The sequence below is a fragment of the Rhizobium sp. 11_C7_N12_5 genome (genome assembly GCF_051811145.1).
GTDB lineage: Bacteria > Pseudomonadota > Alphaproteobacteria > Rhizobiales > Rhizobiaceae > Rhizobium > Rhizobium lusitanum.
In genome coordinates this window covers 61,491-84,766 of record NZ_JBPWPY010000002.1, presented here as the reverse complement: position 1 = coordinate 84,766, position 23,276 = coordinate 61,491, and the positions used below count along the sequence as shown (strand labels likewise).

General features: G+C 61.5%; 21 protein-coding genes. 10 read left to right on the top strand and 11 right to left on the bottom strand.

Annotated elements, in window-relative coordinates:
- Window positions 1-47: 47 nt before the first annotated feature.
- From AB8B29_RS19575 to AB8B29_RS19545, 7 genes are read left to right on the top strand one after another with little or no spacing between them, the layout of a single operon-like run.
- Entirely contained in the window at window positions 48-1,175 is a 1,128-nt protein-coding gene (locus AB8B29_RS19575; protein ID WP_037192951.1) for a BMP family ABC transporter substrate-binding protein, read from the top strand.
- A gap of 19 nt (window positions 1,176-1,194) precedes the next feature.
- Entirely contained in the window at window positions 1,195-2,325 is a 1,131-nt protein-coding gene (locus AB8B29_RS19570; protein WP_037192953.1) for an ABC transporter permease, read from the top strand.
- Window positions 2,325-3,251 carry an ABC transporter permease gene (locus AB8B29_RS19565; RefSeq protein WP_037193349.1) on the top strand — a complete coding sequence of 309 codons (927 nt, stop codon included), beginning with the start codon at window positions 2,325-2,327 and terminating at the stop codon, window positions 3,249-3,251. Before AB8B29_RS19570 ends, AB8B29_RS19565 begins: the two co-directional genes overlap by 1 nt.
- Before the next feature lie 11 nt (window positions 3,252-3,262).
- Entirely contained in the window at window positions 3,263-3,976 is a 714-nt protein-coding gene (gene biuH / locus AB8B29_RS19560; protein ID WP_051963325.1) for a biuret amidohydrolase, read from the top strand.
- Window positions 3,973-5,523, top strand: coding sequence for an ABC transporter ATP-binding protein (locus AB8B29_RS19555; protein ID WP_037192955.1), 1,551 nt, complete (start codon window positions 3,973-3,975; stop codon window positions 5,521-5,523). The genes biuH and AB8B29_RS19555 overlap by 4 nt, the downstream gene beginning before the upstream one ends.
- On the top strand, window positions 5,523-6,191 hold the full coding sequence (locus AB8B29_RS19550) for a cysteine hydrolase family protein (RefSeq protein WP_037192957.1): 669 nt from the start codon (window positions 5,523-5,525) through the stop codon (window positions 6,189-6,191). Before AB8B29_RS19555 ends, AB8B29_RS19550 begins: the two co-directional genes overlap by 1 nt.
- Complete coding sequence (locus AB8B29_RS19545) at window positions 6,184-6,531, top strand: cupin domain-containing protein (RefSeq protein ID WP_439006699.1); 348 nt, start codon at window positions 6,184-6,186, stop codon at window positions 6,529-6,531. Before AB8B29_RS19550 ends, AB8B29_RS19545 begins: the two co-directional genes overlap by 8 nt.
- A 47-nt stretch (window positions 6,532-6,578) precedes the next feature.
- Here the strand turns inward: AB8B29_RS19545 and AB8B29_RS19540 are convergent, their stop codons facing one another.
- From AB8B29_RS19540 to AB8B29_RS19495, 10 genes are all read right to left on the bottom strand, one after another.
- Window positions 6,579-6,788 (bottom strand): hypothetical protein, encoded by a 210-nt coding sequence (locus AB8B29_RS19540; protein WP_037192961.1) that lies wholly within the window; start codon window positions 6,786-6,788, stop codon window positions 6,579-6,581.
- A 68-nt stretch (window positions 6,789-6,856) separates the two neighbouring features.
- Window positions 6,857-7,657, bottom strand: a complete 801-nt coding sequence (locus AB8B29_RS19535) for an ABC transporter permease (RefSeq protein WP_037192963.1) — start codon at window positions 7,655-7,657, stop codon at window positions 6,857-6,859.
- On the bottom strand, window positions 7,654-8,508 hold the full coding sequence (locus tag AB8B29_RS19530) for an ABC transporter permease (RefSeq protein WP_037192965.1): 855 nt from the start codon (window positions 8,506-8,508) through the stop codon (window positions 7,654-7,656). The genes AB8B29_RS19535 and AB8B29_RS19530 overlap by 4 nt, the downstream gene beginning before the upstream one ends.
- Window positions 8,509-8,613: 105 nt before the next feature.
- The gene (locus tag AB8B29_RS19525; protein WP_037192968.1) at window positions 8,614-9,786 is read right to left on the bottom strand and encodes an ABC transporter substrate-binding protein; all 1,173 of its coding nucleotides are present in this window, start codon (window positions 9,784-9,786) and stop codon (window positions 8,614-8,616) included.
- 47 nt (window positions 9,787-9,833) lie between these two features.
- Window positions 9,834-10,928, bottom strand: coding sequence for an ABC transporter ATP-binding protein (locus tag AB8B29_RS19520; RefSeq protein ID WP_037192971.1), 1,095 nt, complete (start codon window positions 10,926-10,928; stop codon window positions 9,834-9,836).
- A 1-nt stretch (window position 10,929) separates the two neighbouring features.
- The gene (locus tag AB8B29_RS19515; RefSeq protein ID WP_037192973.1) at window positions 10,930-12,993 is read right to left on the bottom strand and encodes a hydantoinase/oxoprolinase family protein; all 2,064 of its coding nucleotides are present in this window, start codon (window positions 12,991-12,993) and stop codon (window positions 10,930-10,932) included.
- The gene (locus tag AB8B29_RS19510; protein WP_037192975.1) at window positions 12,990-14,669 is read right to left on the bottom strand and encodes a hydantoinase B/oxoprolinase family protein; all 1,680 of its coding nucleotides are present in this window, start codon (window positions 14,667-14,669) and stop codon (window positions 12,990-12,992) included. Before AB8B29_RS19510 ends, AB8B29_RS19515 begins: the two co-directional genes overlap by 4 nt.
- A gap of 115 nt (window positions 14,670-14,784) precedes the next feature.
- Window positions 14,785-17,385: a LuxR C-terminal-related transcriptional regulator gene (locus tag AB8B29_RS19505; protein ID WP_245297467.1), complete on the bottom strand. Its 2,601-nt coding sequence runs from the start codon at window positions 17,383-17,385 to the stop codon at window positions 14,785-14,787.
- 272 nt (window positions 17,386-17,657) lie between these two features.
- Window positions 17,658-18,572 carry a polyphosphate kinase 2 gene (ppk2, locus tag AB8B29_RS19500; protein WP_037192980.1) on the bottom strand — a complete coding sequence of 305 codons (915 nt, stop codon included), beginning with the start codon at window positions 18,570-18,572 and terminating at the stop codon, window positions 17,658-17,660.
- 87 nt (window positions 18,573-18,659) lie between these two features.
- Window positions 18,660-19,448, bottom strand: coding sequence for a 3-hydroxybutyrate dehydrogenase (locus tag AB8B29_RS19495; RefSeq protein WP_037192983.1), 789 nt, complete (start codon window positions 19,446-19,448; stop codon window positions 18,660-18,662).
- 207 nt (window positions 19,449-19,655) lie between these two features.
- Between AB8B29_RS19495 and AB8B29_RS19490 the strand changes: the two genes are divergently transcribed.
- Window positions 19,656-20,402 (top strand): acetoacetate decarboxylase, encoded by a 747-nt coding sequence (locus tag AB8B29_RS19490; RefSeq protein WP_037192985.1) that lies wholly within the window; start codon window positions 19,656-19,658, stop codon window positions 20,400-20,402.
- 35 nt (window positions 20,403-20,437) lie between these two features.
- The gene (locus tag AB8B29_RS19485; RefSeq protein WP_037192987.1) at window positions 20,438-21,595 is read left to right on the top strand and encodes a patatin-like phospholipase family protein; all 1,158 of its coding nucleotides are present in this window, start codon (window positions 20,438-20,440) and stop codon (window positions 21,593-21,595) included.
- Window positions 21,596-21,614: 19 nt separating this feature from the next.
- Here the strand turns inward: AB8B29_RS19485 and AB8B29_RS19480 are convergent, their stop codons facing one another.
- Window positions 21,615-22,385, bottom strand: a complete 771-nt coding sequence (locus tag AB8B29_RS19480) for a metallophosphoesterase family protein (protein WP_081938694.1) — start codon at window positions 22,383-22,385, stop codon at window positions 21,615-21,617.
- Between the two features lie 154 nt (window positions 22,386-22,539).
- Between AB8B29_RS19480 and AB8B29_RS19475 the strand changes: the two genes are divergently transcribed.
- Window positions 22,540-23,262 (top strand): ArsR/SmtB family transcription factor, encoded by a 723-nt coding sequence (locus tag AB8B29_RS19475; protein ID WP_208865000.1) that lies wholly within the window; start codon window positions 22,540-22,542, stop codon window positions 23,260-23,262.
- Window positions 23,263-23,276: the final 14 nt, after the last annotated feature.

Sequence of the window (23,276 nt, the reverse complement as noted above, 5' to 3'; positions counted from 1 at the left end):
TTCGTAACCCTTTTTACGAACCGGCTACCGCCCCAAGGAGCATGCCCATGACCAGCCTCCTTTCCATGAATCGCCGCAATTTTCTCCGCACCTCCGCAGCCGGCGCTCTCGTCGGCGCCGTGCCGGGCCTCCTGTCCTCCCGCGCCTTTGCCCAGAGCGCGCTCACCGTCGGCTTCATCTATGTCGGCCCCAAGGACGACTATGGCTACAACCAGTCCCATGCCGAGGGCGCGGCCGCCGTCAAGAAGCTCGCCGGAGTGACTGTTGTCGAGGAGGAGAACGTTCCCGAGACCGTCGACGTGCAGAAAACGATGGAATCGATGATCAATCTCGATGGAGCGGCGCTGCTGTTTCCGACCTCCTTCGGCTATTTCGATCCGCATATGCTCGCGATGGCCGCCAAATATCCGGAGGTGCAGTTCCGCCATTGCGGCGGCCTCTGGCAGGCCGGCAAGCATCCGGCGAATACCGGCTCCTATTTCGGCTACATCTTCCAGGGCCAGTATCTGAACGGCGTCGCGGCCGGCTATGCAACCAAAAGCAAGAAGATCGGCTTCGTGGCCGCCAAACCCATCCCGCAGGTTCTGCAGAACATCAACGCGTTCCTTCTCGGCGCCCGCTCGGTCGATCCCGCCATCACCTGCCAGGTGATCTTCACGGGCGAATGGTCGCTGGCCGTCAAGGAAGCCGAGGCCACCAATGCGCTCATCGACCAGGGCGCGGATGTCATCACCTGCCACGTCGACAGTCCGAAGGTGGTTGTCGAGACAGCCTCCGGACGCGGCGCTTTCGTCTGCGGCTATCATGCAAATCAGAGCCCGCTTGCGCCGGCGAAATACCTGACCGGCGCCGAATGGGCCTGGGGCAATGTCTATTCGGATTTCGTCAAGAAGGCGCAGGCCGGCGAAAAGCTCGGCAATTTCGTGCGCGGCGGCCTGAAGGACGGCTTCGTCAAGATGAGCCCGCTCGGCCCGGGCGTTTCCGATGAATCCCGTAAGAAGTTCGAGGCGACGCTCGCTCAGATGATGGCCGGCAGCTTCTCGGTCTTCAAGGGTGCGCTCAAGGACAACAAGGGCAATGTCGTCATCACCGCGGACAAGAGCTACGCCGAAGATGCGATCGAGCTCGAGAGCATGAGCTATCTGGTCGAGGGTGTCGTCGGATCGACCGCCTGATCACAACGGGAGAAGCGTCATGACGGCAGAAATTGACGACCGCACCCTGTCCATTCCGGCCGAAAGGCAGGCTCTTCTGCGCCCGGCGCTCGAGTGGCTCGCGCGAAAAGCAGAGCCGGTGGCAATCACGCTTGGCGCCATATTGGCAGGCACGGCGCTCTTCTCCCTGTTCATCCTTTCGGTCGGCAAATCGCCGGCCGACCTCTATCGCTTCATGTATACCGGCGGTTTCGGCAGCTGGTTTTCCATCCAGAACAGCCTGAGCCGCGCCTCTCCCCTGCTGCTCACGGCGCTTTGCGTCGCACTGCCGGCAAGGCTCGGTCTCGTCATCATCGGCGGTGAGGGTGCAGTCGTTCTCGGCGGCGTGGCGGCGGCGGCGATCGCGCTGCCGATCGTCGGCCTGCTGCCGCCAATCGTCACCCTCCTCCTCATGGCGCTGGCCGCCATGGTGATCGGCGGCATCTGGATCGGTCTTTCCGGCTTCCTGCGCCACTATCGCGGCGTCAACGAAACCATTTCGTCGCTTCTGCTCGCCTATATCGCCATCGCCCTGATGAACCAATTCGTCGAAGGGACCCTGCGCGATCCGGCAAGCCTCAACAAACCCTCCACCAAACCGCTGCCGCACGACTATATGCTCGGCAACATTCCGGGCATGGATGTGCATTGGGGTCTCGTCATCGGCATCGTCGCCTGCATCCTCTCCTGGATCCTCATCGAGATGACCAGCTATGGATTTGCCGCACGCATCGCCGGCGGCAATGTCCGGGCCGCGCAGATCCAGGGCTTGCCCGTCGGCCGCCTCATCGCCGGTTTCACGGCGATCGCCGGCAGCTTCGCGGGTCTGGCCGGCATGATCGAGGTCGCCGCCGTCCAGGGCAGCGCCAATGCGTCGCTCGCCGCCGGCTACGGCTACACCGGCATCCTCGTCGCCTTCCTCGCCCGGCACAATCCGCTGGCGATCATCCCGGTCGCCATTTTGCTCGGCGGCATCGATGCCTCCGGCGGGCTCATCCAGCGCCGCATGGGCCTGCCCGACGCGACTGTTCTGGTCCTGCAGGGCACGCTCTTCATCGTCATTCTGTTTTGCGAAACCTTCTACGGCCGTTTCAAGATCTTCAATCCCGACCTCTGGAAAAGGAGCGCATGATGGACGACACTGCCATCGGTCTTTGGGGCGTGCCCCTTGCCATCTTCGCCGGCGCAATCCGCGTGTCGACCCCCTTCATCTTCGTCAGCCTCGGCGAGACGATCACCGAGCGCTCCGGTCGCATCAATCTTGGGCTCGAAGGCACGCTCGTCTTCGGCGCCATGACCGCCTATGCCATCGCGGTCCTCAGCGGTTCAGCCTGGCTCGGCGTTCTGGCTGCCATGGCGACCGGCGCGGTCTTCGGCGCAGTGCACGGCTGGATATGCAAGTGGCCGAAAGTCAATGACATCGCCATCGGCATCGCGATGATGCAGTTCGGTCTCGGCCTTGCCTTCTTTCTCGGCAAGCCCTTCATCCAGCCCGTCGCGCCGCATCTGCCGGCAATCCCCTTCGGCTTCTGGTCGAGCCTGCCGCCGGTAGAGGCCGCGCTCAACATCAATATCCTCTTCATCCTCGGGGCAGTGCTTGCCGTCGGCTTATGGTGGGCGCTGAAGAACACCCGGATCGGCCTCGTGCTGCGCGTCGTCGGCGACAGCACGGATGCGGCGCGCGCCATGGGCATCAATCCCGACCGCGTCCGGCTGCTGGCAACGGCCGTCGGCGGTTCGCTGGCGGCAATCGGCGGCGCCTATCTCTCGCTCTACTATCCGGGCTCCTGGAACGAGCGCATCTCGTCGGGCCAGGGCCTGATGGCCGTGGCGCTGGTGATCTTCGCCCGCTGGAACCCGATCGGCTGTTTCGTCGCGGCACTTCTGTTCGGTGGCGCCGGCGCACTCGGTCCGGCCCTGCAATCAGTCGGCGTGACCCAGGGATATTATCTTTTCTACGCCGCTCCCTACGTGCTCACGCTCGTCATCATGATCATCACTTCCTCGCCCACGCGCGCGCTTGCCGGCGCTCCCGGCGCACTCTCGCTCACCAAATAGGGAGATCAGCCATGAACCATCCCGCGACCGCCACCGCAGACCAGACGCTGAACTATATCGATGCCGACCCCTATGTTTGGCCCTATAACGGCGCCTTGCGACCCGACAATACCGCCCTCATCATCATCGACATGCAGACGGATTTCTGTGGGCCGGGCGGCTATGTCGACCACATGGGCTACGATCTGTCGCTGGTGCGCGCGCCGATCGAGCCGATCAAGAGAGTTTTGGCCGCCATGCGCGCCAAGGGCTATCACATCATTCACACCCGCGAGGGCCATCGCCCGGATCTTGCCGACCTTCCGGCCAACAAGCGGTGGCGGTCGCAGCGCATCAATGCCGGGATCGGCGATCCCGGCCCCTGCGGCCGCATCCTCGTGCGTGGCGAACCGGGCTGGGATATCATCGATGAGCTGAAGCCGATCGAGGGCGAGACGATCATCGACAAGCCGGGCAAGGGTTCGTTCTGCGCCACCGATCTGGAACTCATCCTCAATCAGAAGCGCATCGAAAACATCATCCTGACCGGCATCACCACCGATGTCTGCGTCCATACCACCATGCGCGAGGCCAACGACCGCGGCTTCGAATGCCTGCTCCTCGAAGACTGCTGCGGCGCGACCGACTACGGCAATCATCTGGCCGCCATCAAGATGGTGAAGATGCAGGGCGGCGTCTTCGGCTCTGTCTCCAATTCTACGTCCCTCGTGAGCCAGCTGCCATGAGCGTCATCCGCGACACGCCCCTGCCTCAAGCGGGCAAAGCCGTCGGCATCGAAACGCTTGATATGACCATGCGCTTCGGCAGCTTTACCGCGCTCGACCATGTGTCGGTCAGCATTCCGGCCGGCAGCTTCCACGCCCTGCTCGGCGAAAACGGCGCGGGCAAATCGACCCTGGTCAAATGCATCATGGGCTTCTACCAGCAGACATCCGGCTCGCTGTCGGTCGACGGTCGCGAAGTGACGATCACCTCGCCAAAGGATGCCGCCGCCTATGGGCTCGGCATGGTCTATCAGCATTTTACGCTTGTGCCGTCGCTGACGGGCGCCGAAAACCTCGTCATCAGCCGCACGGAAGTGCCCGCCGTCATCAACTGGCCCAGGGAGCGCAAGGCGCTCGCCGCGTTCATGGAGCGCATGCCCTTTCAGATTCCGCTGGACCGGCCTGTCAGCCAACTGGCCGCCGGCGAAAAGCAGAAGCTGGAGATCGTCAAGCAGCTCTATCTCGGCCGCAGCTTCCTCGTTCTCGACGAGCCGACCTCGGTGCTGACGCCGGCCGAAGCCGACGAGATGCTCGGTCTGGTGCGTGGCATGACCGAGCGCGGCGAGCTTACCGTATTGATGATTTCCCACAAATTCCACGAGGTGACCAAGTTCGCCGACGCGGTATCGATCCTGCGCCGCGGCAAGTTGATCGGCGGTGGCAAGGTGGGGGAATTATCAACAGCAGAGATGGCCGCGATGATGATCGGGGACGTCAAGCTCGCCGAACTCGACACCCGCATCCCCGTGACCGAAGCGGCGAAGCCGGTGCTGCGCATCGAACAGGTCAAGGCCCCGGACCGCTCCGGCCTGAAGACCATAGAGATCGACAGCCTGACGGTGCATGCCGGCGAGATCGTCGGCATTGCGGGCATATCCGGCAATGGCCAGAAGGAGCTCACCGAGATCCTTGCCGGTCAGCGGCCGACACAAGCGGGCTCCGTCACCGTCAAGGGGGCCGCCTATGGTGCCACGCGACCGGAGACACGCCGCAACAATGTCCGCTTCATTCCCGAGGAGCCGTTGCAGAATGCCTGCGCGCCGCGCATGAGCGTCAGCGAAAATCTGGCCTTTCGGACCTTCGATCTCAAGGAGAGCGGTGCGGATGCGATCTGGCTCAACAGGAAGAAGATCAGGAAGGGCGCAACTGCGCTCATAGCCGATTTCAAGGTCAAGACGGCTTCGCAGTCCTCGCCGATCGCGGCCCTGTCCGGCGGCAATGTCCAGCGCGCCGTGCTGGCGCGGGAGCTGACGGGTGAGGTCGATCTCCTGATCGTCTCCAACCCCTGCTTCGGCCTCGACTTTTCCGCCGTCGCCGAAATCCGGGCCCGTATCATGCGCGCCCGCAATGCGGGGGCTGCCGTGTTGCTGCTGTCGGAGGATCTGGATGAGCTGATGGAAATGTCCGACCGGATCATGGTGATCTCCGAGGGCAAGCTCGTCTATGAGACCGCGGCGCGAAGCGCCGATATTTCGGTGATCGGCGCACATATGGCGGGGCATCACTGATGAGAGAGATCCCCGCCCAACCCTTCGCCTTCCCCCTGCAACGCGATGCTGTCGCGCTTGTAGTCATCGACATGCAGCGCGATTTCGCCGAGCCGGGCGGCTTCGGAGCAAGTCTTGGCAATGATGTCAGCCGCATCACCAGGATCGTCCCGGATGTGAAGCGGCTGATCGAAGGCTTCCGCAAGGCCGGCCTGCCGGTCATCCATACGATGGAATGCCACAGGCCAGACCTTTCGGATCTGCCCGCTGCCAAACGAAACCGTGGCAATCCCACGCTCAGGATCGGTGACGAAGGCCCGATGGGGCGCATTCTTATTGTCGGCGAACCCGGCACCGCGATCCTGCCCGAGCTCGCACCGATCGACGGCGAGACCGTCATCGAAAAGCCGGGCAAGGGTGCTTTCTACGCGACCGAACTCGGCGATATCCTTGGGGATAGGGGCATACGGCAGCTCGTCTTTGCGGGAGTGACGACAGAGGTCTGCGTCCAGACCACCATGCGCGAGGCGAACGACCGCGGCTATGAATGCCTGCTCGCCGAAGAGGCCACCGAAAGCTATTTCCCTGAGTTCAAGGCCGCCACCATCGCGATGATCCGCGCACAAGGCGCGATCGTCGGCTGGACAGCGCATGTCGATGACATTCTGGAGACCATCAATCATGCCTAGGACGACGCGCGAAACCCTGACGACGGGTGGCTGGAAGGATCTGGCCTTTGGTCCCTTTCGCGAGGACGTCACCATTCATTGGATCCAGCCTTTCGAAGGAGACAAGCCCGGCATCGCCCTTTTGAAATACGAAGCCGGCGCTTCCGTGCCCCGCCACAGGCATGAAGGGCTTGAAACCATTCTCGTGCTCGAAGGCATACAATCGGATGAAGCCGGCGATTATGCCAGGGGCTGCTATATCGTGAATGCTGCGGGTACCGAGCATTCGGTTTGGAGCGATACGGGCTGCGTCGTGCTCATCCAATGGGACCGACCGGTGACCATATTGGAGGATAGCTGATTGGCCCTGTGTGCCTCCTCCATACATGCGTCGGCACCGCATTCTTCCTATTTCTTCTTCGGTGCCAGTTCCCACTTGCCCTGGGCGTTCTTCACGAAGCGACGATCTCCTTTGTAGAACGTTACGGCGCCCGTCCGATCGACCTTGATCGCGGTTGGCAGCGGCTGGGCCGCCGCCTTCAGCCGTTCGACCAGCTCAAATGCCTCTTCCCGCTTGCCTGCTTCGATGAGCGTCATCAGCTTTGACTTGTATTCCATCCTTATACTCCTATTCATGGAGGACTGGGGACCGACGAATTAGGCGGTCAGTTGTCTCTACATATTGATCAGCCAGTACGGCGTTGCATGAACAGCGAACGCAGTGCCACAACCACCACGCAAGCACTTGAAACCAGGAAAATGGCGCCCGACATCGCGTAAATCGTCGGGGAGGCGCCAGCATTCATCTTGCCGAACAGCACAACCGGCAGCGTGTTTTGTCGGCCTGCGAGATAGAAGGCGCGTGTAAACTCGTTGAGCGACAGCAGGAACGAAAAGATGAACGCGCTTATGAGACCCGGTCGGACAAGCGGCAGGGTGATATCGTAGAATTGCCGGAAACGGCTTGCGCCGAGATCATCCGCCGCCATCAGATAGGTGCGCTTGACGGCGGCGAAGCTCGTCAGAATGACGATGAAGGCGAACGGCATCGCCCAGAGCAGATGGCCGGCGATCACAGTCAATGCCGATGCTTTCACGCCGGCCCGGCTGAGGACCGTCGAAAGCGCCAGTCCCTGTATGACACCCGGCACGAACATCGGCAAAAGCACCGTCAGAAACCATGCGGTGCGGCCACGATGAAGCTGGCGGTAAGCAAGTGCTGCGGCCAGCGACAGGGCCGTCGCGATGACCGCCGTCGCAAGTGCGATGATGAGCGATTGGCCGAGCGCGGCGATGAGCGCATGCTCCGAACCGAGCGCTTCGTACCACTTCAAGGTTACATCGGAGAGACGCGGCAATCCCGGCTGCAGCGACGGATTGAACGAGACGCCAAGCAGATAGAGCGGCGGGGCATAGATCACCGCAAGGCCGACCACGGTCAGCGCCCAGATGACGATGCGAGGAGTCGTTCCTTCCCTGACGATCATTGGCCGCGATCCTCAAACAGCGACGCCAAGCCGAATATGGCGTCCCCGATCAGGACCAGCCCGAAGACGACGACCAGCATGAGTGTCGAGATAGCGAAGGCGAGCGGGAAATTGGCGACGCGCATCACATCATTGATCATGACCGAGACGATGGAAGCACCGGCGCCACCGAGCATCTGCACCTCGGTCGAAGAGCCCGCGACCATGACAAAAACAAACAGAAATCCAGCAAAGACGCCGGAATAGGTCAGCGGCAGCAACACCGTGCGCGCCATGGTCCAGAAGCCGGCGCCGAGGTCCCTCGCCGCCACCATCGCAACCGGATCGACGCGGCGCATGGAGAGCAGGATGGGGAAGGCCGCAAACGGCAGATAGGACGCGATCAGCCCGACAATCACGGCGAAGTCGCTGAACAGCAGCCAGTCGAGCGGCGCATCCGTTACCCCAACCTGCTGAAGGAGCGTATTGATGACGCCGGTGCGGCCAAGCAGGAGCCGCCAGGAGAAGGAGCGAATGAGATAGGAGGTGAAGAACGGGATCGTCAGAAGCGCCGCGAGCGCAATTGACAGCCTTGGCCCGGCGAGGAAATACATCGCATAGGCAGTGGGGTAGGCGATCACAAGGCAAATGCTGGCCGTCAAAAACGCCTTCCCGAGCGTGGAGAGGAATACACTCCAGCGCCCCGCCTCCAGAATAGAGCCATAAGCGGCAACGCTGAATTCCGGCTTGATCCAATAGGTTGCGGAATCCCAGGCACAGAAGCTCCAGACCACGACCAGGATCAGTGGTGCAAGGCCAAGCACAAGGATGGCTGCGAGCGGCGCTGCCAGCAATAGACTCGGTGTCTTCATATCCTCGGTCCGCTTCTAAGAGCATCCATCGGCGTTGATCCCCGTCGGCTCGGGGCCGGTCGTCCTCTTTGGAAAGACAGGCCAGCCCCGGTCCATCGCATCACATCAGGCGTTGCGCAGCTTCTGCCACCATTCTTCGTAGAGTTGGAAATTGTCCGGGCGGCAATTCTGCCAGTAGACCTTCCCGGAGAACTTGGCCTTCACATGGTCGGCAAGCTTGGCCACATCGTCCGCCTTGTATTCGTCCGGATGGGCCTTGGCGTAGGCAAGGTTGTTGTCGGTCGGCACGAGGTAGCCGCGCGCCTTGCCCAATTCGCACCCGTAGAGACCGGCGAGCAGACCATCGACGAACTTATGGGCAACGTCGGCCTTGCCGCGCCCCGCGGCACCCTTGAGCAGCACCGTGTTGTTGCCCCAGCCTTCATAGCCTTCCACCGGAGCGGCATATTCCACCTGAAGTCCGCGCTTGCGGCCCTCGTAGACGATCGGCTCCCAACCGGTCATCGCGTCGACTTCCTCGTTGGCCACCAGCTGTACGCCCTGTTCCCAACCGTTCCAGAAGGTGCGGAACTGGCCGTCCTTCTTGTGCTTGATCAGGAATTCCATGACGAGGCCGAGCTCGGATTCCGAAAGGTTGCCGGGATCCTTGATCGGCTTGTTTTCTGCACCCTTGAGGTAGATGGCGGTGAAGATGGCGCTGTTGATCCAGGCGTCTTCCATGGCGACCCGGCCCTTGAGCTTGGGATCGAAGATCACGCCATAGCTGTCGACCTTGCCGAGCTTATCGGGGCGATAGATGATGGAGTCGGCGTTCACCACGGTCGGAATGCCGTATTGCTTGCCCTCGTAGGTCAGTGTCGGAATATCCTTCGCCCACTGCCAGATGCCGGCAAAGTTCGGGATCTTGGAGAGATCCCACGGAGCTATCAGCCCCTGCTTGGCGAGCTCGCGTTCGGCACCGCCCTGAAAGCCACCGACATCGAAAAGATCGTTGGCGTTGCCGGCGGCAAGACGGGCGACGACGGGACCGACATCGTTGCCATTATCGGTGAATTCGGGCGAAACACCACTCTGGCTTGCAAATTCTTGCCATTTGTCGCCGATGTCGAGCGTCGCGGTGGCCCAGAATGCAACCGACGCCTCATCAGCCATGGCGCGGTTGGCACCGAGCCCACCAACGGAAAGCGCGGCCGCACCCGCGCCCATGAGCTTCAGCATGTCGCGGCGTTGCAGATTGCTCCTCAAGGCGGAGGAGGCGGAATTACTGCCTTTGTTCATCGTGTTATTCCCTTCCCTTTTTTCTGAGTATTTCAGCCATTTGGGTTTTACTCATCGCCTCCAGCCAGCGCCGGCGTTCCGGAGCGGTCAATCAGAAGTGCTGCACCCGGCTTCAGCCGCACGCGCACCCTCTCGCCCGGCATGGGGGGGGCGGTATCCGCACTTGTCGTCACCACCATGCGCTGGCTGTCGGCGAAGGCAAGGGCAACGTCATGACTGAGCCCGCGATAGACGCTTTCTACTACTTTAAGTTCAATTGTATCGGGCTCGCTTTCAACACTCGCGAGAAGTTCTATTCGGTCTGGTCGAATCGCCACGAGGGCATCGGCGGGCTTGGTCCCGGCAAACGTAGCGGTCAGTTTTTGACCTGCGATGACAACCACCGCCCGGTTGTCCGAAATCGAGATGCTCTCCGGCTTCAACAAGGTATCGATGCCGACGAAACGTGCGACGAAAGCATTGGCCGGAGCCTCGAAGAAGCGTGCCGGCGTGTCGACCTGTTCGATGCGGCCGCTGTGCATCACCGCCATGCGATCCGAGAGGCTGAGCGCCTCATCCTGATTGTGGGTGACGAGAATGAATGTCGCGCCGGTGCGCTTGTGGAGCCGCCCGAATTCGTCCCGCATCTGTTGGCGCAAGCGTTCGTCAAGCCCGGTCAGGGGCTCGTCGAGCAACAGGATGCCGGGCTCCATGACAAGCGCGCGGGCAAGCGCCACGCGCTGACGCTGACCGCCGGAAAGGAGATTGACGTCGCGATCCGCGAAACCGGAAAGTTCGACAAGGTCCAGAGCCCCCTCGACCTTGGTCTTCAGCGCAGAACCGGACAGCCCCCGCAATTTCAGCCCGTAGCCGATATTCTGCGCGACATTCATATGCGGAAACAGCCCAAGCGACTGGAAGACGGTGTTGACCGGCCGGCGATTGGCCGGGACGCCGGCCATGTCCTTGCCATCGAAAAGGACACGGCCTGATGTCGGCTCGTCGAAGCCACCGATCAGTTTCAACAGCGAACTCTTGCCGCAGCCCGACGAGCCAAGCAGAGTGAAAAACTCCCCCGCGTTCACGTCGAGCGTCACGTCATCGACGGCGCGAACCGGACCGTAGCTTCTGACGATATGGTCAAGACCGATCGCTATCGCCACGTCAGATACCTCCCCCATCGCGTTCACGAATGAGGAGCAGGCCCTCCTCGCTCACCTCGAGCTCCTGCCCGGCGACCACCAGCGACGTCGAGGTCGGTTCCTCGACGAGGAGCGGGCCTGAGATCTTCTTCAGATACGGCAATTTTGTGCGCTCGTAGACCGGGCAAGGCGTCCATCCGATCGCTCCGCCGAAATAGACCTCTCGCTGGCCCTTTAAGGCAGCGTCCAGCGAGCGGCCGTCAGGCTTCAATTTCGGAATGGCGATGACCGGGCCGCGCAACACCGCCTCAAGATGGATCATGGTGATCTCGATCGCCGAGGCCGGAAGGCGGAAGGCATAAGCGCGCTCATGAGCGGCATGATACCGCTCGGCAAAACTTTCAGTGTCATCGCCGGGTTCGAACAGGGCGAAGACGCCGTGCTCCTGGCCACGATAGCGGGCTTCGACGCGGCAGGTGTACCGTATGTCGGCCGCAGCGCCCTTGGCGAAGTAGGTGACCGCCTCACGCTTCAATCCATCGAAACGGCGCTTCAGCTCATTGATCGCCTCCGGTTCAAGGGGCGAGAACCAGGTACCGCGGAAATCGGCGCGCGGTTCGGCCGCCAGCATTCCCCAGGCCGAGAAGATGCCGGGATGCGGCGGCACCACCGTCACTTTCACCCCGAGATCGCGCCCGAGGCGGGAGGCAAGCGCGGGTCCGGCGCCGCCGGAAATCACAAAGGCAGCGTCGCGCGGATCATGTCCGCGTTGGACCGTCACGAGTTTGAGCGCATTGATCATCGAAGCGTGGGCGATCTCGACGATGGCGAGCGCTGCATCCTCCACGGATAACCCAAGCGGCTCAGCCACGGTTGCGATTGCCGCGACCGCCTTGTCCTTGTCGAGCTGCATCTGCCCATCCGCAAAGCTTGCCGGATCGAAAATGCCAAGCGTGAGCAGGGCATCGGAGAGGGTCGGCTTATCTCCGCCCCGACCGTAACAGGCGGGCCCAGGCATCGAGCCTGCGCTTTCCGGCCCCACGCAAAGCGCGCCGCGCTCGTCGATACGGGCGATGGAGCCACCGCCTGCGCCGATTTCGACGATATCGACGACCGGCACCTGCACGGGGTAGCCGGGTGCAATGCGGGTATGCTCGAGCTTGTATTCGCTATCGAGCGTCGGGCGGCTGTCATGGATCAATGAGCATTTTGCCGTCGTACCGCCGACATCGAGCGAAAGTATTTCCGATTCGCCAAGCACCGCGCCGATGCGCGCCGCTCCAGCCACCCCGCCGGCCGGGCCGGATTCGACGAGCGTCAACGGGCTCATCTGCGCCTGATCGAATGTCGAGATGCCTCCGTTGGATTGCATGGCGTAATAGGGGCAGGTGAGATCGCGCTCGGTCAATGCGCTTTCGAGGCGCGCGAAGTAGCGCTTGATGATCGGCTGCACATAGGCGTTCAGCACAGTCGTATTGGAGCGCTCATACTCACGCCACTGACGGGAAACCTCATGGCTCGCGCAGACGGTCGCATCCGGCAGGGCTTCGGCCAGTGCCCTGGCACAAAGAATCTCGTGTTCGGGATTGACGTAGCTATGCAGGAAGACGACCGCCACCGCCTCCACATTACGGGCGCGGCATTCGCGGATGATGGGCTCGAGATCGTCAAGCACGATCGGGGTCAATACCCGGCCCTTGGCATCCAGGCGCTCACGGACTTCGAAGCGCAGGCTGCGCGGCACGAAGGGCTCCGGGCTCTTGAAATGCAGATTATAGAGATCGGGCCGATTTCCACGGCCGATTTCCAGCACATCGCGAAAACCGGCTGTCGTCACAAGCGCCGTCTTGACGCCCTTGCGCTCAGTGATCGCATTGATGACCGTCGTCCCGCCATGGGCGAAGAAGATCACGTCGCGGGTGGAAAGCCCGTCCTTCTGTTCAGCAAGCTCGATGGCCGAGAGCACCCCTTCGGACTGATCGGGAATGGTTGTCAGGCTCTTGGCGGTGAAAACCTCGCCGGTGCGCTCGTCGTAGCCGACGAGGTCGGTAAAGGTACCTCCCACATCCGTCGCCAATCTGATCATACCGCCACCCTCTCTTCAAATCCGTACCGGCTTTTCGCCTCCTCCTTCGTGATGTAGCCGTTCTCGACATCGCGCCGGACGCTCTCGGCCTCACGAGCGCCTGCCTCGCCCCAGCCGCCGCCGCCGCCGGTGATGATGCGCACGAGATCGCCACGCTTGAGCGCGATATCCGGCTCGCGGCCAAAATTGCGTATCAGCCCGTCGCGATCCTCCACCTGCAGGAGATTGGGAGTGCCGGGTGCGCCTCCTTCAACTCCCCAGGGGGGAGTTTGTGTCCGCCCGAAGCTGCAATAGGCGGATGCGCCGTCTTCGAGCACTTCATAGTCGCGGATGACTCCGAAGCCGCCGCGACGGCGGCCCGCGCCTGAGCCACCCTCGACATTGAGGGCATAGCGGCGCACGAGCAGCGGGAAACGCGCCTCGATGACCTCGACCGAGTAATTGTAGGTATCGCCGTCGGTGAGGGCGATCAAGGCATTTGCACCATCCGCATCCTCGCTCGCGCCCCAGCCGCCATGCTGCGGCTCGATATGGATGAAGGGTTGGCCCCCCGCATCCTTGCCGGCGAGATAGACGACGCAGAGGCTGGTATAGGACCCCGCCGAAAACCGTTCCGGCATGAGCCCGGCAAGGGCCTTCCACACAAGTTCGGAGGCATGGACCGAGCCTTCGTAATACCAGCCGGTCGGCGACGGCTTTTCCGCCGTGAAGACCGATCCCCGTGGCGCAACGACGGTGAGCGGCCGAAACCAGCCTTCGTTGGAGGGGGCCTGCGGCGCCACCAATGCCTTGAATATGGTACGCACAGCCGATTGCAGCGCGCCCGCCGCACAATTGATCGGACCGGCAACGGCCGGCGGGCAACCGGTGAAGTCAGCGGTCAGTTGGTCGCCCGCAATCGTCACCGCAACCCTGACTGCGATGGGATCGGTGGTCACGCCATCCCCATCGATGATGTCCTCGGCTTCATAGGTCCCGTCAGGCAAGGCGCCAATGGCGGCGCGCGCCTGCTTTTCGCTCACCGTCAGGAGATGATCGAACGCGGCCTCGACGACATCGACGCCATATTTCCGGGCAAGTTCATCCATGCGGCGCGCAGCGACCCGAACAGTTGCCACCTGTGCCGTCAGATCGCCGATGGCAATGTCGGGCAGGCGGACGTTTTCACGGATGATGCGGAGGATTTCGCCGGAGAAGCGGTCGCTACGCACCACCTTGACGCCGGGCAATCTCAGCCCTTCCTGAAAGACCGAGACGGCATTGGGCGCAAGCGAGCCGGGAACCGAGCCGCCGACATCGAGATAATGGGCAACATTGATGGCATAAGCCAAAATCCGACCATCGAAGAAGATCGGCTTGACGATGGCAAAATCGCAGGCATGCGTGCCGCCGGAATAGGGATCGTTCGTGAGCAGGATGTCCCCGTCTTCGAGATCCTCGCCATAGAGTGCGATCAGCGATTTGACCTGCGTGCCGAAAGTACCGGTGAACAACGTGATGCCGTTCATCTGCGCGACCAGTTCCCCGGTGTGCGTCAGGAGACCGCAGGCGAAATCGAGCACCTCGTAGATCACCGGGCTCATCGAGGTTCTGGCCATCACCACGCCCATCTCATCGACGGTTGCAGTCAGCTTGCCTTCGATGATCTCCTGGGTCACGGGATCGACAGTGGTCACGAAGCACCCCTCAACGCTATGTTATTAAAACATAGATTAGGGATGAATTGATCACCTCGATAGCCTTCCTGATGGGTGGGCGAGCCGCAATCCATATCCTACCCATTCGGGTGGGTTAACGGCTTAGGATACCTTTGTCACGCGCCACGGACACTGCCGCAGTCCGGGTCGAGACATTGAGCTTGGCGAAGATATTGCGCAGATGGAACTTGATCGTGTTGTCGGAGAGCTTAAGGGCGCGGCCGATTTCCTTGTTGGAAAGTCCGGCGCTCAGCAGTTCCATCACCTTGCGCTCGCGGCTGGTAAAGCCGGACATATCCTCGCCGGCCGATGCCTGCTGCGCCTCATCGGCGATCACAAGCAAGGATTCGAGCCGCTTGCGGGTAATATCCGCGACGGCCGGATGATCGGCGAGCACACGAAGATCGGCGAGCCGCACCGCGTGCTCGAGATGGAGGAGCGTGCGGTAATCAGCAAGCGGCATCGTCAACACGAGATCGGAAAGGCGGGTCGCGGCCAGATCGGCACGGCCCTCGGCTGTGAGAAGCCCGATCTCGATGAGCTCGAGCTCAATGGCGCGCAGGGTATGCGGGCGCTGAGCCTGGCGCGTGATCAGCCGATTGAAAACGTCGCGTGCCTTCGAAGGTTCGCCGAGCGCCAGGTACGCGCGTGTCCAGAAGAGCGATGGGGTCACGCCACGCAGATGGATTGACAATGCATTGGCACGATCCGAGGCCCCAGCCTGCGCGCCGAAGCCGTTGGCCTCGGCATGGCGGATCGCCTGAGCCAGATCGCCCGACGCCAACAAAAGCAGGGCCCGCTCGCCATCGACCAAGCGGATGAGCCTATCGAAGCCACGGCGGCGTGCAACCGCGCGAACGCGATCCATGGCCGCATGGGCGGCAAGATGGTCCCCGCGCATGCGCAGGATCCGCTGTTCAGCCATGAAGCCGGCGGCAAGAAGATCAAACCAGGTGTCGTGACGTTCAAGATGCGGCAACGCCCAGCCCAGCGTTTCCGCTGCCGCTTCCGTATCGCCGCGGATGGAAAGAAGTTCGGCCTTCAGCACCTGGCCGACGGCATCGAGGTCGCTACCGGGGCCGATATTGGTCTGCGCTTCGCGGATCAGCTGGTCATAGGCCGAAATCGCGCTCGCGCAATCTCCCGAGAGAAAGGAGGCCTGACCGACATGGGTGTAGAGATGCATCGCGCCGAAATCGGCACCGCCGTCGCGAAAGGCGCGGATGGCAAGCTGACCATAGTGCAATGCGCGGTCGAGCTCGCTGCGGATCAGGAAATTGTATGAGAGCATGTTCAGCGCGAGCGCCCGATGGATAAGCTCCACGCCGTCCGGCCGCTGCAAGTCGTCCTCGAGTGCCGAAAGATCGGCCGCACTTGTCCAACGATCCATGTAGAGCGCCATGAGAATGCGCACGACACGGAGATCCTTCGCCAGCGTCTCGTCAGCGGCAACAGCACGCTCCGCTATGGCGATATAATGGTTGGCGGCGTCGAGCTGCGCCGCCTTGGCGCAGAAAATCGCAAGCCCGAGGGTCGCAAGCGGAAAGCGACCAAGATCGATCTCGGCAGCGCGCCCGCTCAGCGCCTGGAAGAGCGTCGCGCCGCCGCGTGTGGTGGCGTAGATGCGCCGCCAGCCGCCGGCAGTTTCGACGATGCGCGCCGCGAGATTGGCGTCATCCGCGAGAAGCGCGTGCTGGACCGCCCGCTCGATATCACCCTGAGCTTCGAACCAGCGCGCCGCCCGGTTCAGCGTGCGCTTGGCGTCAACACCCCTGCGGCTGGCGGTTTCCTTCAGGAACGCGTTGAAGACCGGATGATAACGCATCCAGTTGCCGGGTCCGGCAAGCAGGGTGACGGGAAGGGCGTGCTGGTTCAGCCGTTCGATGAGGCCCGCGCGCGCTCCCCCTTCCAACACCGCCTCGAGCAGACCACGATTGAAGGCAGGCAAGGCGGCGGTCTCGATCAGAAACAGACGGATGTCCTCAGGCAAATGTTCAAACACCTGCTCCGAGAGATAGGAGCCCATGTCGGCACTCCCGCCGTCGAACGAGGCCAGAATGGAATACCCTTCGTCCGCTTCCGAAACCAGCAGGCTCACCATCTGCAGCGCCACGGCCCAGCCCTCCGTCCGGCGATTGAAGGAGCCGACCTGCTCTTCGGTCAGATGGATACCCTTGCCGGCAAAGAATTCCCGCGCCTCGGAATCGGAAAAGCCGAGTTCGGCAATACCAAACTGCTTGAATTCGCCGCTGAGCCGCAACGCAGAAAGGGGAAAGCGCGGCGGGCTGCGGGTCACCAGCACCAGTTTGACGTGGCTGAGCGAGGGATCGGCGAGGATCTTCGCCATCAGCGCCTCGGTCGCATCCGTCTGAGCGAAATGATAATCGTCGAGGAAGACGATGACGGGGCCCTCGAGCTTGCGCAGGCGCGTCGCAAGAACGGAAAGAAGCGCGCTTGCCGGCAGATTGCCGGCGTCGCCGCCGTCCTCGGCCAGAAGCGGCTCCAGCGCATCGATGAGGGCAAGAAGAAAGGTGGCCTGATCCATATGCTCGGCATCAAGCGAGGCCCAGCAGAGACTGACACCTTCCTCCTTCAGCAGCTCGTACCATTGCGCCGCAAGCGAGGTCTTGCCGTAACCGGCAGGCGCCACGATGGTCGTCAGCCGACGCAGTCCGGCGCGCTGAAGCTGCCGCAACAGATCGCCGCGCTTGATGGTTTGCTGTCCGCTTGTTGGAGGAGCAAATCGGTTCTGTCCACTCATGGGGCGCGATGATGCGGACTTGGCAGGCTCTTGGCAAGTCAAGCTAAACCTCGTCTCTTAGTTGTCCCCTGTGGGGCAAATCTGGAAACGATTTCAGTCATTGCGCATGCTTCGAGGAAGACGACCGACAGAGATCGGTCTCGCTTACCACACAGCGGGCTTCGATGGCGGACCCGCCGAAACGGGACCGTCATCGCTTCATCGTATCAATAGATCTCCGGCACGTACATTTCCAGCGGCACCGGCGTGCGATGATAGTCGGCATTGCGCATGCGCTCGGGCAGGATGATTTCCGGCTTCGGCACATTTTCATAGGGGATCTGGGTGAGGAGATGCGCGATGCAGTTGAGGCGCGCCTTCTTCTTGTCGACGGCGTGCACGACCCACCACGGCGCTTCCGGAATGTGAGTACGTTCCAGCATCTCTTCCTTGGCCTTGGTATATTCCTCCCAGTGCACGCGGCTCTGGAGGTCCATCGGCGACAGTTTCCATTGTTTCAGCGGATCCTGAATGCGCATGCCGAAACGGAATTCCTGCTCCTCGTCGGTGATCGAGAACCAGTATTTGATGAGGATGATGCCAGAGCGCACCAGCATGCGCTCGAAATCGGGAACAGAGCGGAAAAATTCTTCGAGCTCCTCCGATGTGCAGAAACCCATGACGCGCTCGACGCCGGCGCGGTTATACCAGCTGCGGTCGAACAGCACCATTTCGCCGGCGGTCGGCAGATGGGCCGTGTAGCGCTGGAAATACCATTGATGACGCTCGCGCTCCGACGGCGCCGGCAGCGCGACCACGCGGCAGACGCGCGGATTGAGGCGCTGCGTGACCCGCTTGATGGCGCCGCCCTTGCCGGCGGAATCGCGGCCCTCGAACAGCACGACAACCTTCAGCTTCTTGTATTGCACCCAGTCCTGCAGGCGCACGAGTTCGTGCTGGAGGCGAAAGAGCTCGCGGAAATAGATCCTGCGGTCGAGCGAGGGGCCGGTCTCGTCACCCATCCCCTCGGCAACCAGCTCGTCCAGGCGATCTTCCTCGAGCTGCATCTCCAGTTCTTCGTCGAAGCTATCGACAATCTCGTCCTTGATGCGGTTGAGCCGATCCTGGGTCTCTTCGGTCATTGCGCGCTTCCTGCTCTGTTTTCCTATTGATGTTGAAATATTCGACCGGAAGGAGCCAGCGCGCTCGCGCTCACTCAAGTCGCGGTATTACTCGGCAGTCCAGCCGCCATCGACGGAAAGCGTCGTGCCGGTGATCTGCTTGGCGGCGTCGCTGCACAGAAATACGGCGACAGCGGCAATTTCATCCACGGTGACGAATTCCTTCGTCGGTTGGGCGGCGAGCAGCACGTCGTGCTTGACCTGCTCTTCCGTCATGTTGCGTGCCTTCATCGTCTCTGGGATCTGCTTTTCGACCAGCGGCGTCCAGACGTAACCCGGCGCGATCGCATTGACGGTGACGCCATCCTGCGCAGCTTCCAAGGCGATCGTCTTGGTCAGGCCGGTGATCCCGTGCTTGGCCGAGACATAGGCCGACTTGAAAGGCGAGGCGACCAGCGCATGCGCCGAGGACGTGTTGATGATGCGGCCCCACTTGCGGGCCTTCATGCCGGGAATGGCGGCCTTGATCGCATAGAAGGCGGCCAGAAGATTGATGCGGATGATCGCTTCCCATTTGTCATCCGGGAATTCCTCGATCGGGGCGACAAACTGGACGCCGGCATTGTTGACGAGAACATCGAGGCTGCCAAAGGCTTCCTCGGCATCGCGCACCATTGAGGTCACTTCCTCGCCGTTCATCATGTTGGCGCCGGAATAGCGGCACTTCACGCCGAAATCGGCTTCGATCGCTGCGCGTTCCCTCTCGATCGCGTCGGCATCGCCGAGACCGTTGATCGTAACGTTCGCACCTTCGGCGGCAAAGGCGCGCGCAATCGCAAGCCCGATGCCGCTCGTCGAACCAGTGACCAGCGCATTCTTCGAAGTCAACGAACCCATAATGCAACTCCCGCAATCTCTATGACATGGTTGAGTAAATGGAAAACGCCGAGATGAGCGCACACTGCCAGTGTCATATGTCGCTTTGATAACAGATCCGACGGCCAGTCGGCGGCAACTATCCGGCAACTGACATTTCACTGTCATGCAACCATGCAAGTTTTCGCCGCTGCGCCCGGCGGTTTTCTCCAACTGTGGAAAAATGCGATGAAGGTCGAAGACATTCTGAAGCATGCCTATGCGATGCCGCTGACCAATCCTTCCTATCCTCCCGGACCCTATCGGTTTTTCAATCGCGAATACATCATCATAACCTATCGCACCACTCGCGAGGCACTGCAGGCCGTGGTGCCGGAGCCGCTCGAAATCGACGAGCCGCTGGTGAAATACGAATTCATCCGCATGCCCGACTCCACCGGCTTCGGCGACTATACGGAGACCGGGCAGGTCATCCCGGTCAGATATCGGGGCCAGGCTGGCGGCTACGTCCATTCCATGTATCTGGACGACGATGCGCCGATCACCGGCGGCCGCGAGATCTGGGGCTTCCCGAAGAAACTCGCCAATCCAAAGATCGTCAACGAAGGCGAGGTCATCGTCGGCACGCTGCATTACGGCAGCGTGCTGTGCGCGACGGGAACGATGGGCTACAAGCACAAGCCGGTAGAGCAGGCACCGTTGCTTGCCGCTCTGTCCGAGCCCAATTTCCTGATCAAGATCGTGCCGCATGTCGACGCCACGCCGCGCATCTGCGAGCTCGTGCGCTACTACCTGACCGATATCACCATCAAGGAAGCCTGGACTTCGCCCGCCGCCCTCGATCTCAGGCCGCATGTGATGGCGGACGTGGCACGGCTGCCGGTTCTGGAAGTGGTCTCGGCCGTCCATTTCACCGCGGATCTGACGCTCGGGCTCGGCGAAGTCGTTCACGACTATCTCGCCGAGCGCAGGTAACAGAGCCTTATCTTTCCCTTTGCTGGAGATGCACCGTGCTCGAACGAAACGCCAAAGCCGCAGTGCCGACAATCCCGGAAATTGCCGCGCAATATGATCGTGTCGCCCTGGTATTTCAGGGCGGCGGCGCGCTCGGTGCCTATCAGGCTGGCGTCTATCAGGCTCTGGCGGAGGCGGGATGCGAGCCAACATGGCTTTCCGGCGTGTCCATCGGCGCCGTCAACGCGGCCATCATCGCCGGCAACGAGCCGCGCCACCGCCTGCAGCGCCTCGAACAGTTCTGGCAGATCATTTCCGGCCGCAAGATCTGGGCCTACACGCCGGAAGGCGACGTCTTCCGCGACATCCGCAACCGCACCAGCTCATGGATGACCATGACGATGGGGCAGCCCGGCTTCTTCAAGCCGCGCTTCCCCAATCCATGGCTCGAACTGCCGGGCGCAGAGGGCGCTACCAGCTTCTATGATTCCGCCGACCTGAAGAAAACGCTGGAGATGCTGATCGATTTCGACGTGCTGAACGACGGCAAGAAGCGCTTCAGCGTCGGCGCGGTCAATGTCAGGACGGGCAACTTCGTCTATTTCGACACCGACAATCTGCGCATCGAACCGGAACACATCATGGCGAGCGGCGCGCTGCCGCCCGCCTTGCCGGCCGTCCGCATAGAAGGTGAATATTATTGGGACGGCGGCATCGTCTCCAATACTCCGCTGCAATATCTGCTCGACCAGGACGAGGATCGCAGCTCGCTGGTATTCCAGGTCGATCTGTTCAGCGCCCGCGGCGTGTTGCCGCGCAGCATGCCGGACGTGCTGTCGCGCCACAAGGACATCATGTATTCAAGCCGCACCCGGCAGAACACCGACAATTTCAAGCGTATCCACGGGCTGAAGATGAAGCTGCTCGGCGCTCTGAAGCGCGTCCCGAAGGACCAGCTGACCCCGGAAGAGGAAGAGTTGATCATCGACTATTCCGATGCCGGCGTCGTCAACATCGTCCACCTGATCTATCAGCACAAGAACTACGAGGGCCACGCCAAGGACTATGAATTCTCCGGCACCTCGATGCGCGAACATTGGGACATGGGCCTCGAGGACACCAAGCGCACACTGCGCCATACCGAATGGCTGCTGCCGCCCCTCGGCGACGACGCCGTTGCGATCCACGACCTGCATCGCGAAGACCCAGTCTGAGACGGCACCGTTTTGGTGCCTATGCGCTCGTGAGCATCACGACTTCCGTTCTGATCCGGGCGTCATCGATTTCCACGATCCGATAGCCGAACGCGTCGGTATCCACCCGAAGCGGGTCGGAATGCCTAATGATTTGGTAGGAAACAGCCGGCGTGGCGAACTGGCTGATATTCGCTTGGCGGACCTCGTCTATCATGTGGTAATGACCGCAAAATACCGATAGCTCGCAATCGGTGCGGGAAAGAAGCAGCGTCTTAACCTCATCCCGGTCACGCAAGGCGACGCCAGCCTGCTCCAGGGGCGTATCGATCGCAAGGACCGGATGATGCACAAAGAGCGCTGCCTTGCTTACGCCATCGAGTTCACGGGCAAGCCAGGCGCGCTGATCGTCGCCCAGCACGTTATCGGACGAATCAAGAAAGATGCGTTTCAGATGTCCGTTATTGTGTGAAAAGCACATCTTTCCTTCGACGGCACCATCGTCCATGCGACAATGTTGCACGACGTTGGGATAGGTATCGTGGTTGCCGAGGATGATGGACACTTTGAAATCATAGCCGCCCAGAATCTCGAAAAAACCCCCAACCGATTCCTGCGTCCCGATATCGCCACCAAATACGACATCAGAGATGCCCTTGCCGGCGATATCGTCGAGAACTAGCCGAAGATGGTCCTCATGCTCTCGAGGCTCGTCGAGATAGCGCATTTTGGTGCCGGCCATTTCGGCTCCCATCGTCAGTTTCTGGCCGAGGTGAGCGTCGGTTAAGTGAGCGATAACAGTTCTGGTCATTGCCGGACCTCAATTCGAGAAGATGCTGTGGTGTTCAGAGTCGTGATCTAACACCGCAACCTATGATGCCGACCCAACTCGATGCTTCGACCCGTGTCGAAGCGTGCGAACATCTTTCCTGCTAAGATGGCAGCTGACCTCAGGAGCCATGATGATGAACCAACAGCCGAATATTGCCGCCGCAGCCTTTCTGATTGCTGATTCCGCTCGCGCCGTCATGCTCACCGCATTGCTCGACGGACGCGCGCGGCCGGCTGGTGAGCTCGCCTATTGCGCCGGCGTGACCGCGCAGACGGCCAGCTCGCATCTGAGCAAACTGCTGGCGGGCGGCATGCTAACGGTCGAAACGGAAGGGCGTCACCGTTACTATCGCCTGGCCGGCTCTCATGTGGCCCTTGTTCTCGAAAACCTCGCCTCCATAGGACCGAGGGAACCTGTCCGCCGAAGAGCGCTCACGCATGACGCACAAAAACTCCAGTTTGCGCGCTGCTGCTACGACCATCTGGCCGGCCGCGTCGGCGTGGCGGTCGCCTGCGGGCTGCAAGAGCGAGGCTTTCTCGTTGCGGCATCCGATAAACAATTCGAGGTAACGCAAGCCGGCGCGGAATGGTTTGCATGCGTTGGCCTCGAGGTCGCGGCGGTCAAGCCGGGCCGACGCGGTCTCGCCCGGCAATGCCTCGACTGGACGGAGCGGCAATACCATCTCGCCGGCCCGCTCGGCGTTCGATTCACCGATCTTCTTTGCACCAAGGGGTGGATACGACGCGCAAAGTCGTCCCGCGCCGTCGAGGTCACGCCTATGGGATGGACAGGGCTGAAAAAGCATTTCGGCATTGAGGAGCAGATATTGAGGGTATCCGGTGATCATACCGTATAGCGGGCGGAGCCCAG

Bases quoted from the DNA above. Each gene is read 5' to 3' on its own strand.
- AB8B29_RS19515 (WP_037192973.1), bottom strand. From the start codon at position 12,993: ATGATCAGATTGGCGACGGATGTGGGAGGTACCTTTACCGACCTCGTC.
- AB8B29_RS19545 (WP_439006699.1), top strand. From the start codon at position 6,184: ATGCCTAGGACGACGCGCGAAACCCTGACGACGGGTGGCTGGAAGGAT.
- AB8B29_RS19475 (WP_208865000.1), top strand. From the start codon at position 22,540: ATGAACCAACAGCCGAATATTGCCGCCGCAGCCTTTCTGATTGCTGAT.
- AB8B29_RS19495 (WP_037192983.1), bottom strand. From the start codon at position 19,448: ATGGGTTCGTTGACTTCGAAGAATGCGCTGGTCACTGGTTCGACGAGC.
- AB8B29_RS19530 (WP_037192965.1), bottom strand. From the start codon at position 8,508: ATGAAGACACCGAGTCTATTGCTGGCAGCGCCGCTCGCAGCCATCCTT.
- AB8B29_RS19490 (WP_037192985.1), top strand. From the start codon at position 19,656: ATGAAGGTCGAAGACATTCTGAAGCATGCCTATGCGATGCCGCTGACC.
- AB8B29_RS19540 (WP_037192961.1), bottom strand. From the start codon at position 6,788: ATGGAATACAAGTCAAAGCTGATGACGCTCATCGAAGCAGGCAAGCGG.
- AB8B29_RS19575 (WP_037192951.1), top strand. From the start codon at position 48: ATGACCAGCCTCCTTTCCATGAATCGCCGCAATTTTCTCCGCACCTCC.
- AB8B29_RS19535 (WP_037192963.1), bottom strand. From the start codon at position 7,657: ATGATCGTCAGGGAAGGAACGACTCCTCGCATCGTCATCTGGGCGCTG.
- AB8B29_RS19525 (WP_037192968.1), bottom strand. From the start codon at position 9,786: ATGAACAAAGGCAGTAATTCCGCCTCCTCCGCCTTGAGGAGCAATCTG.
- AB8B29_RS19480 (WP_081938694.1), bottom strand. From the start codon at position 22,385: ATGACCAGAACTGTTATCGCTCACTTAACCGACGCTCACCTCGGCCAG.
- AB8B29_RS19570 (WP_037192953.1), top strand. From the start codon at position 1,195: ATGACGGCAGAAATTGACGACCGCACCCTGTCCATTCCGGCCGAAAGG.
- AB8B29_RS19555 (WP_037192955.1), top strand. From the start codon at position 3,973: ATGAGCGTCATCCGCGACACGCCCCTGCCTCAAGCGGGCAAAGCCGTC.
- biuH (WP_051963325.1), top strand. From the start codon at position 3,263: ATGAACCATCCCGCGACCGCCACCGCAGACCAGACGCTGAACTATATC.
- AB8B29_RS19565 (WP_037193349.1), top strand. From the start codon at position 2,325: ATGGACGACACTGCCATCGGTCTTTGGGGCGTGCCCCTTGCCATCTTC.
- ppk2 (WP_037192980.1), bottom strand. From the start codon at position 18,572: ATGACCGAAGAGACCCAGGATCGGCTCAACCGCATCAAGGACGAGATT.
- AB8B29_RS19550 (WP_037192957.1), top strand. From the start codon at position 5,523: ATGAGAGAGATCCCCGCCCAACCCTTCGCCTTCCCCCTGCAACGCGAT.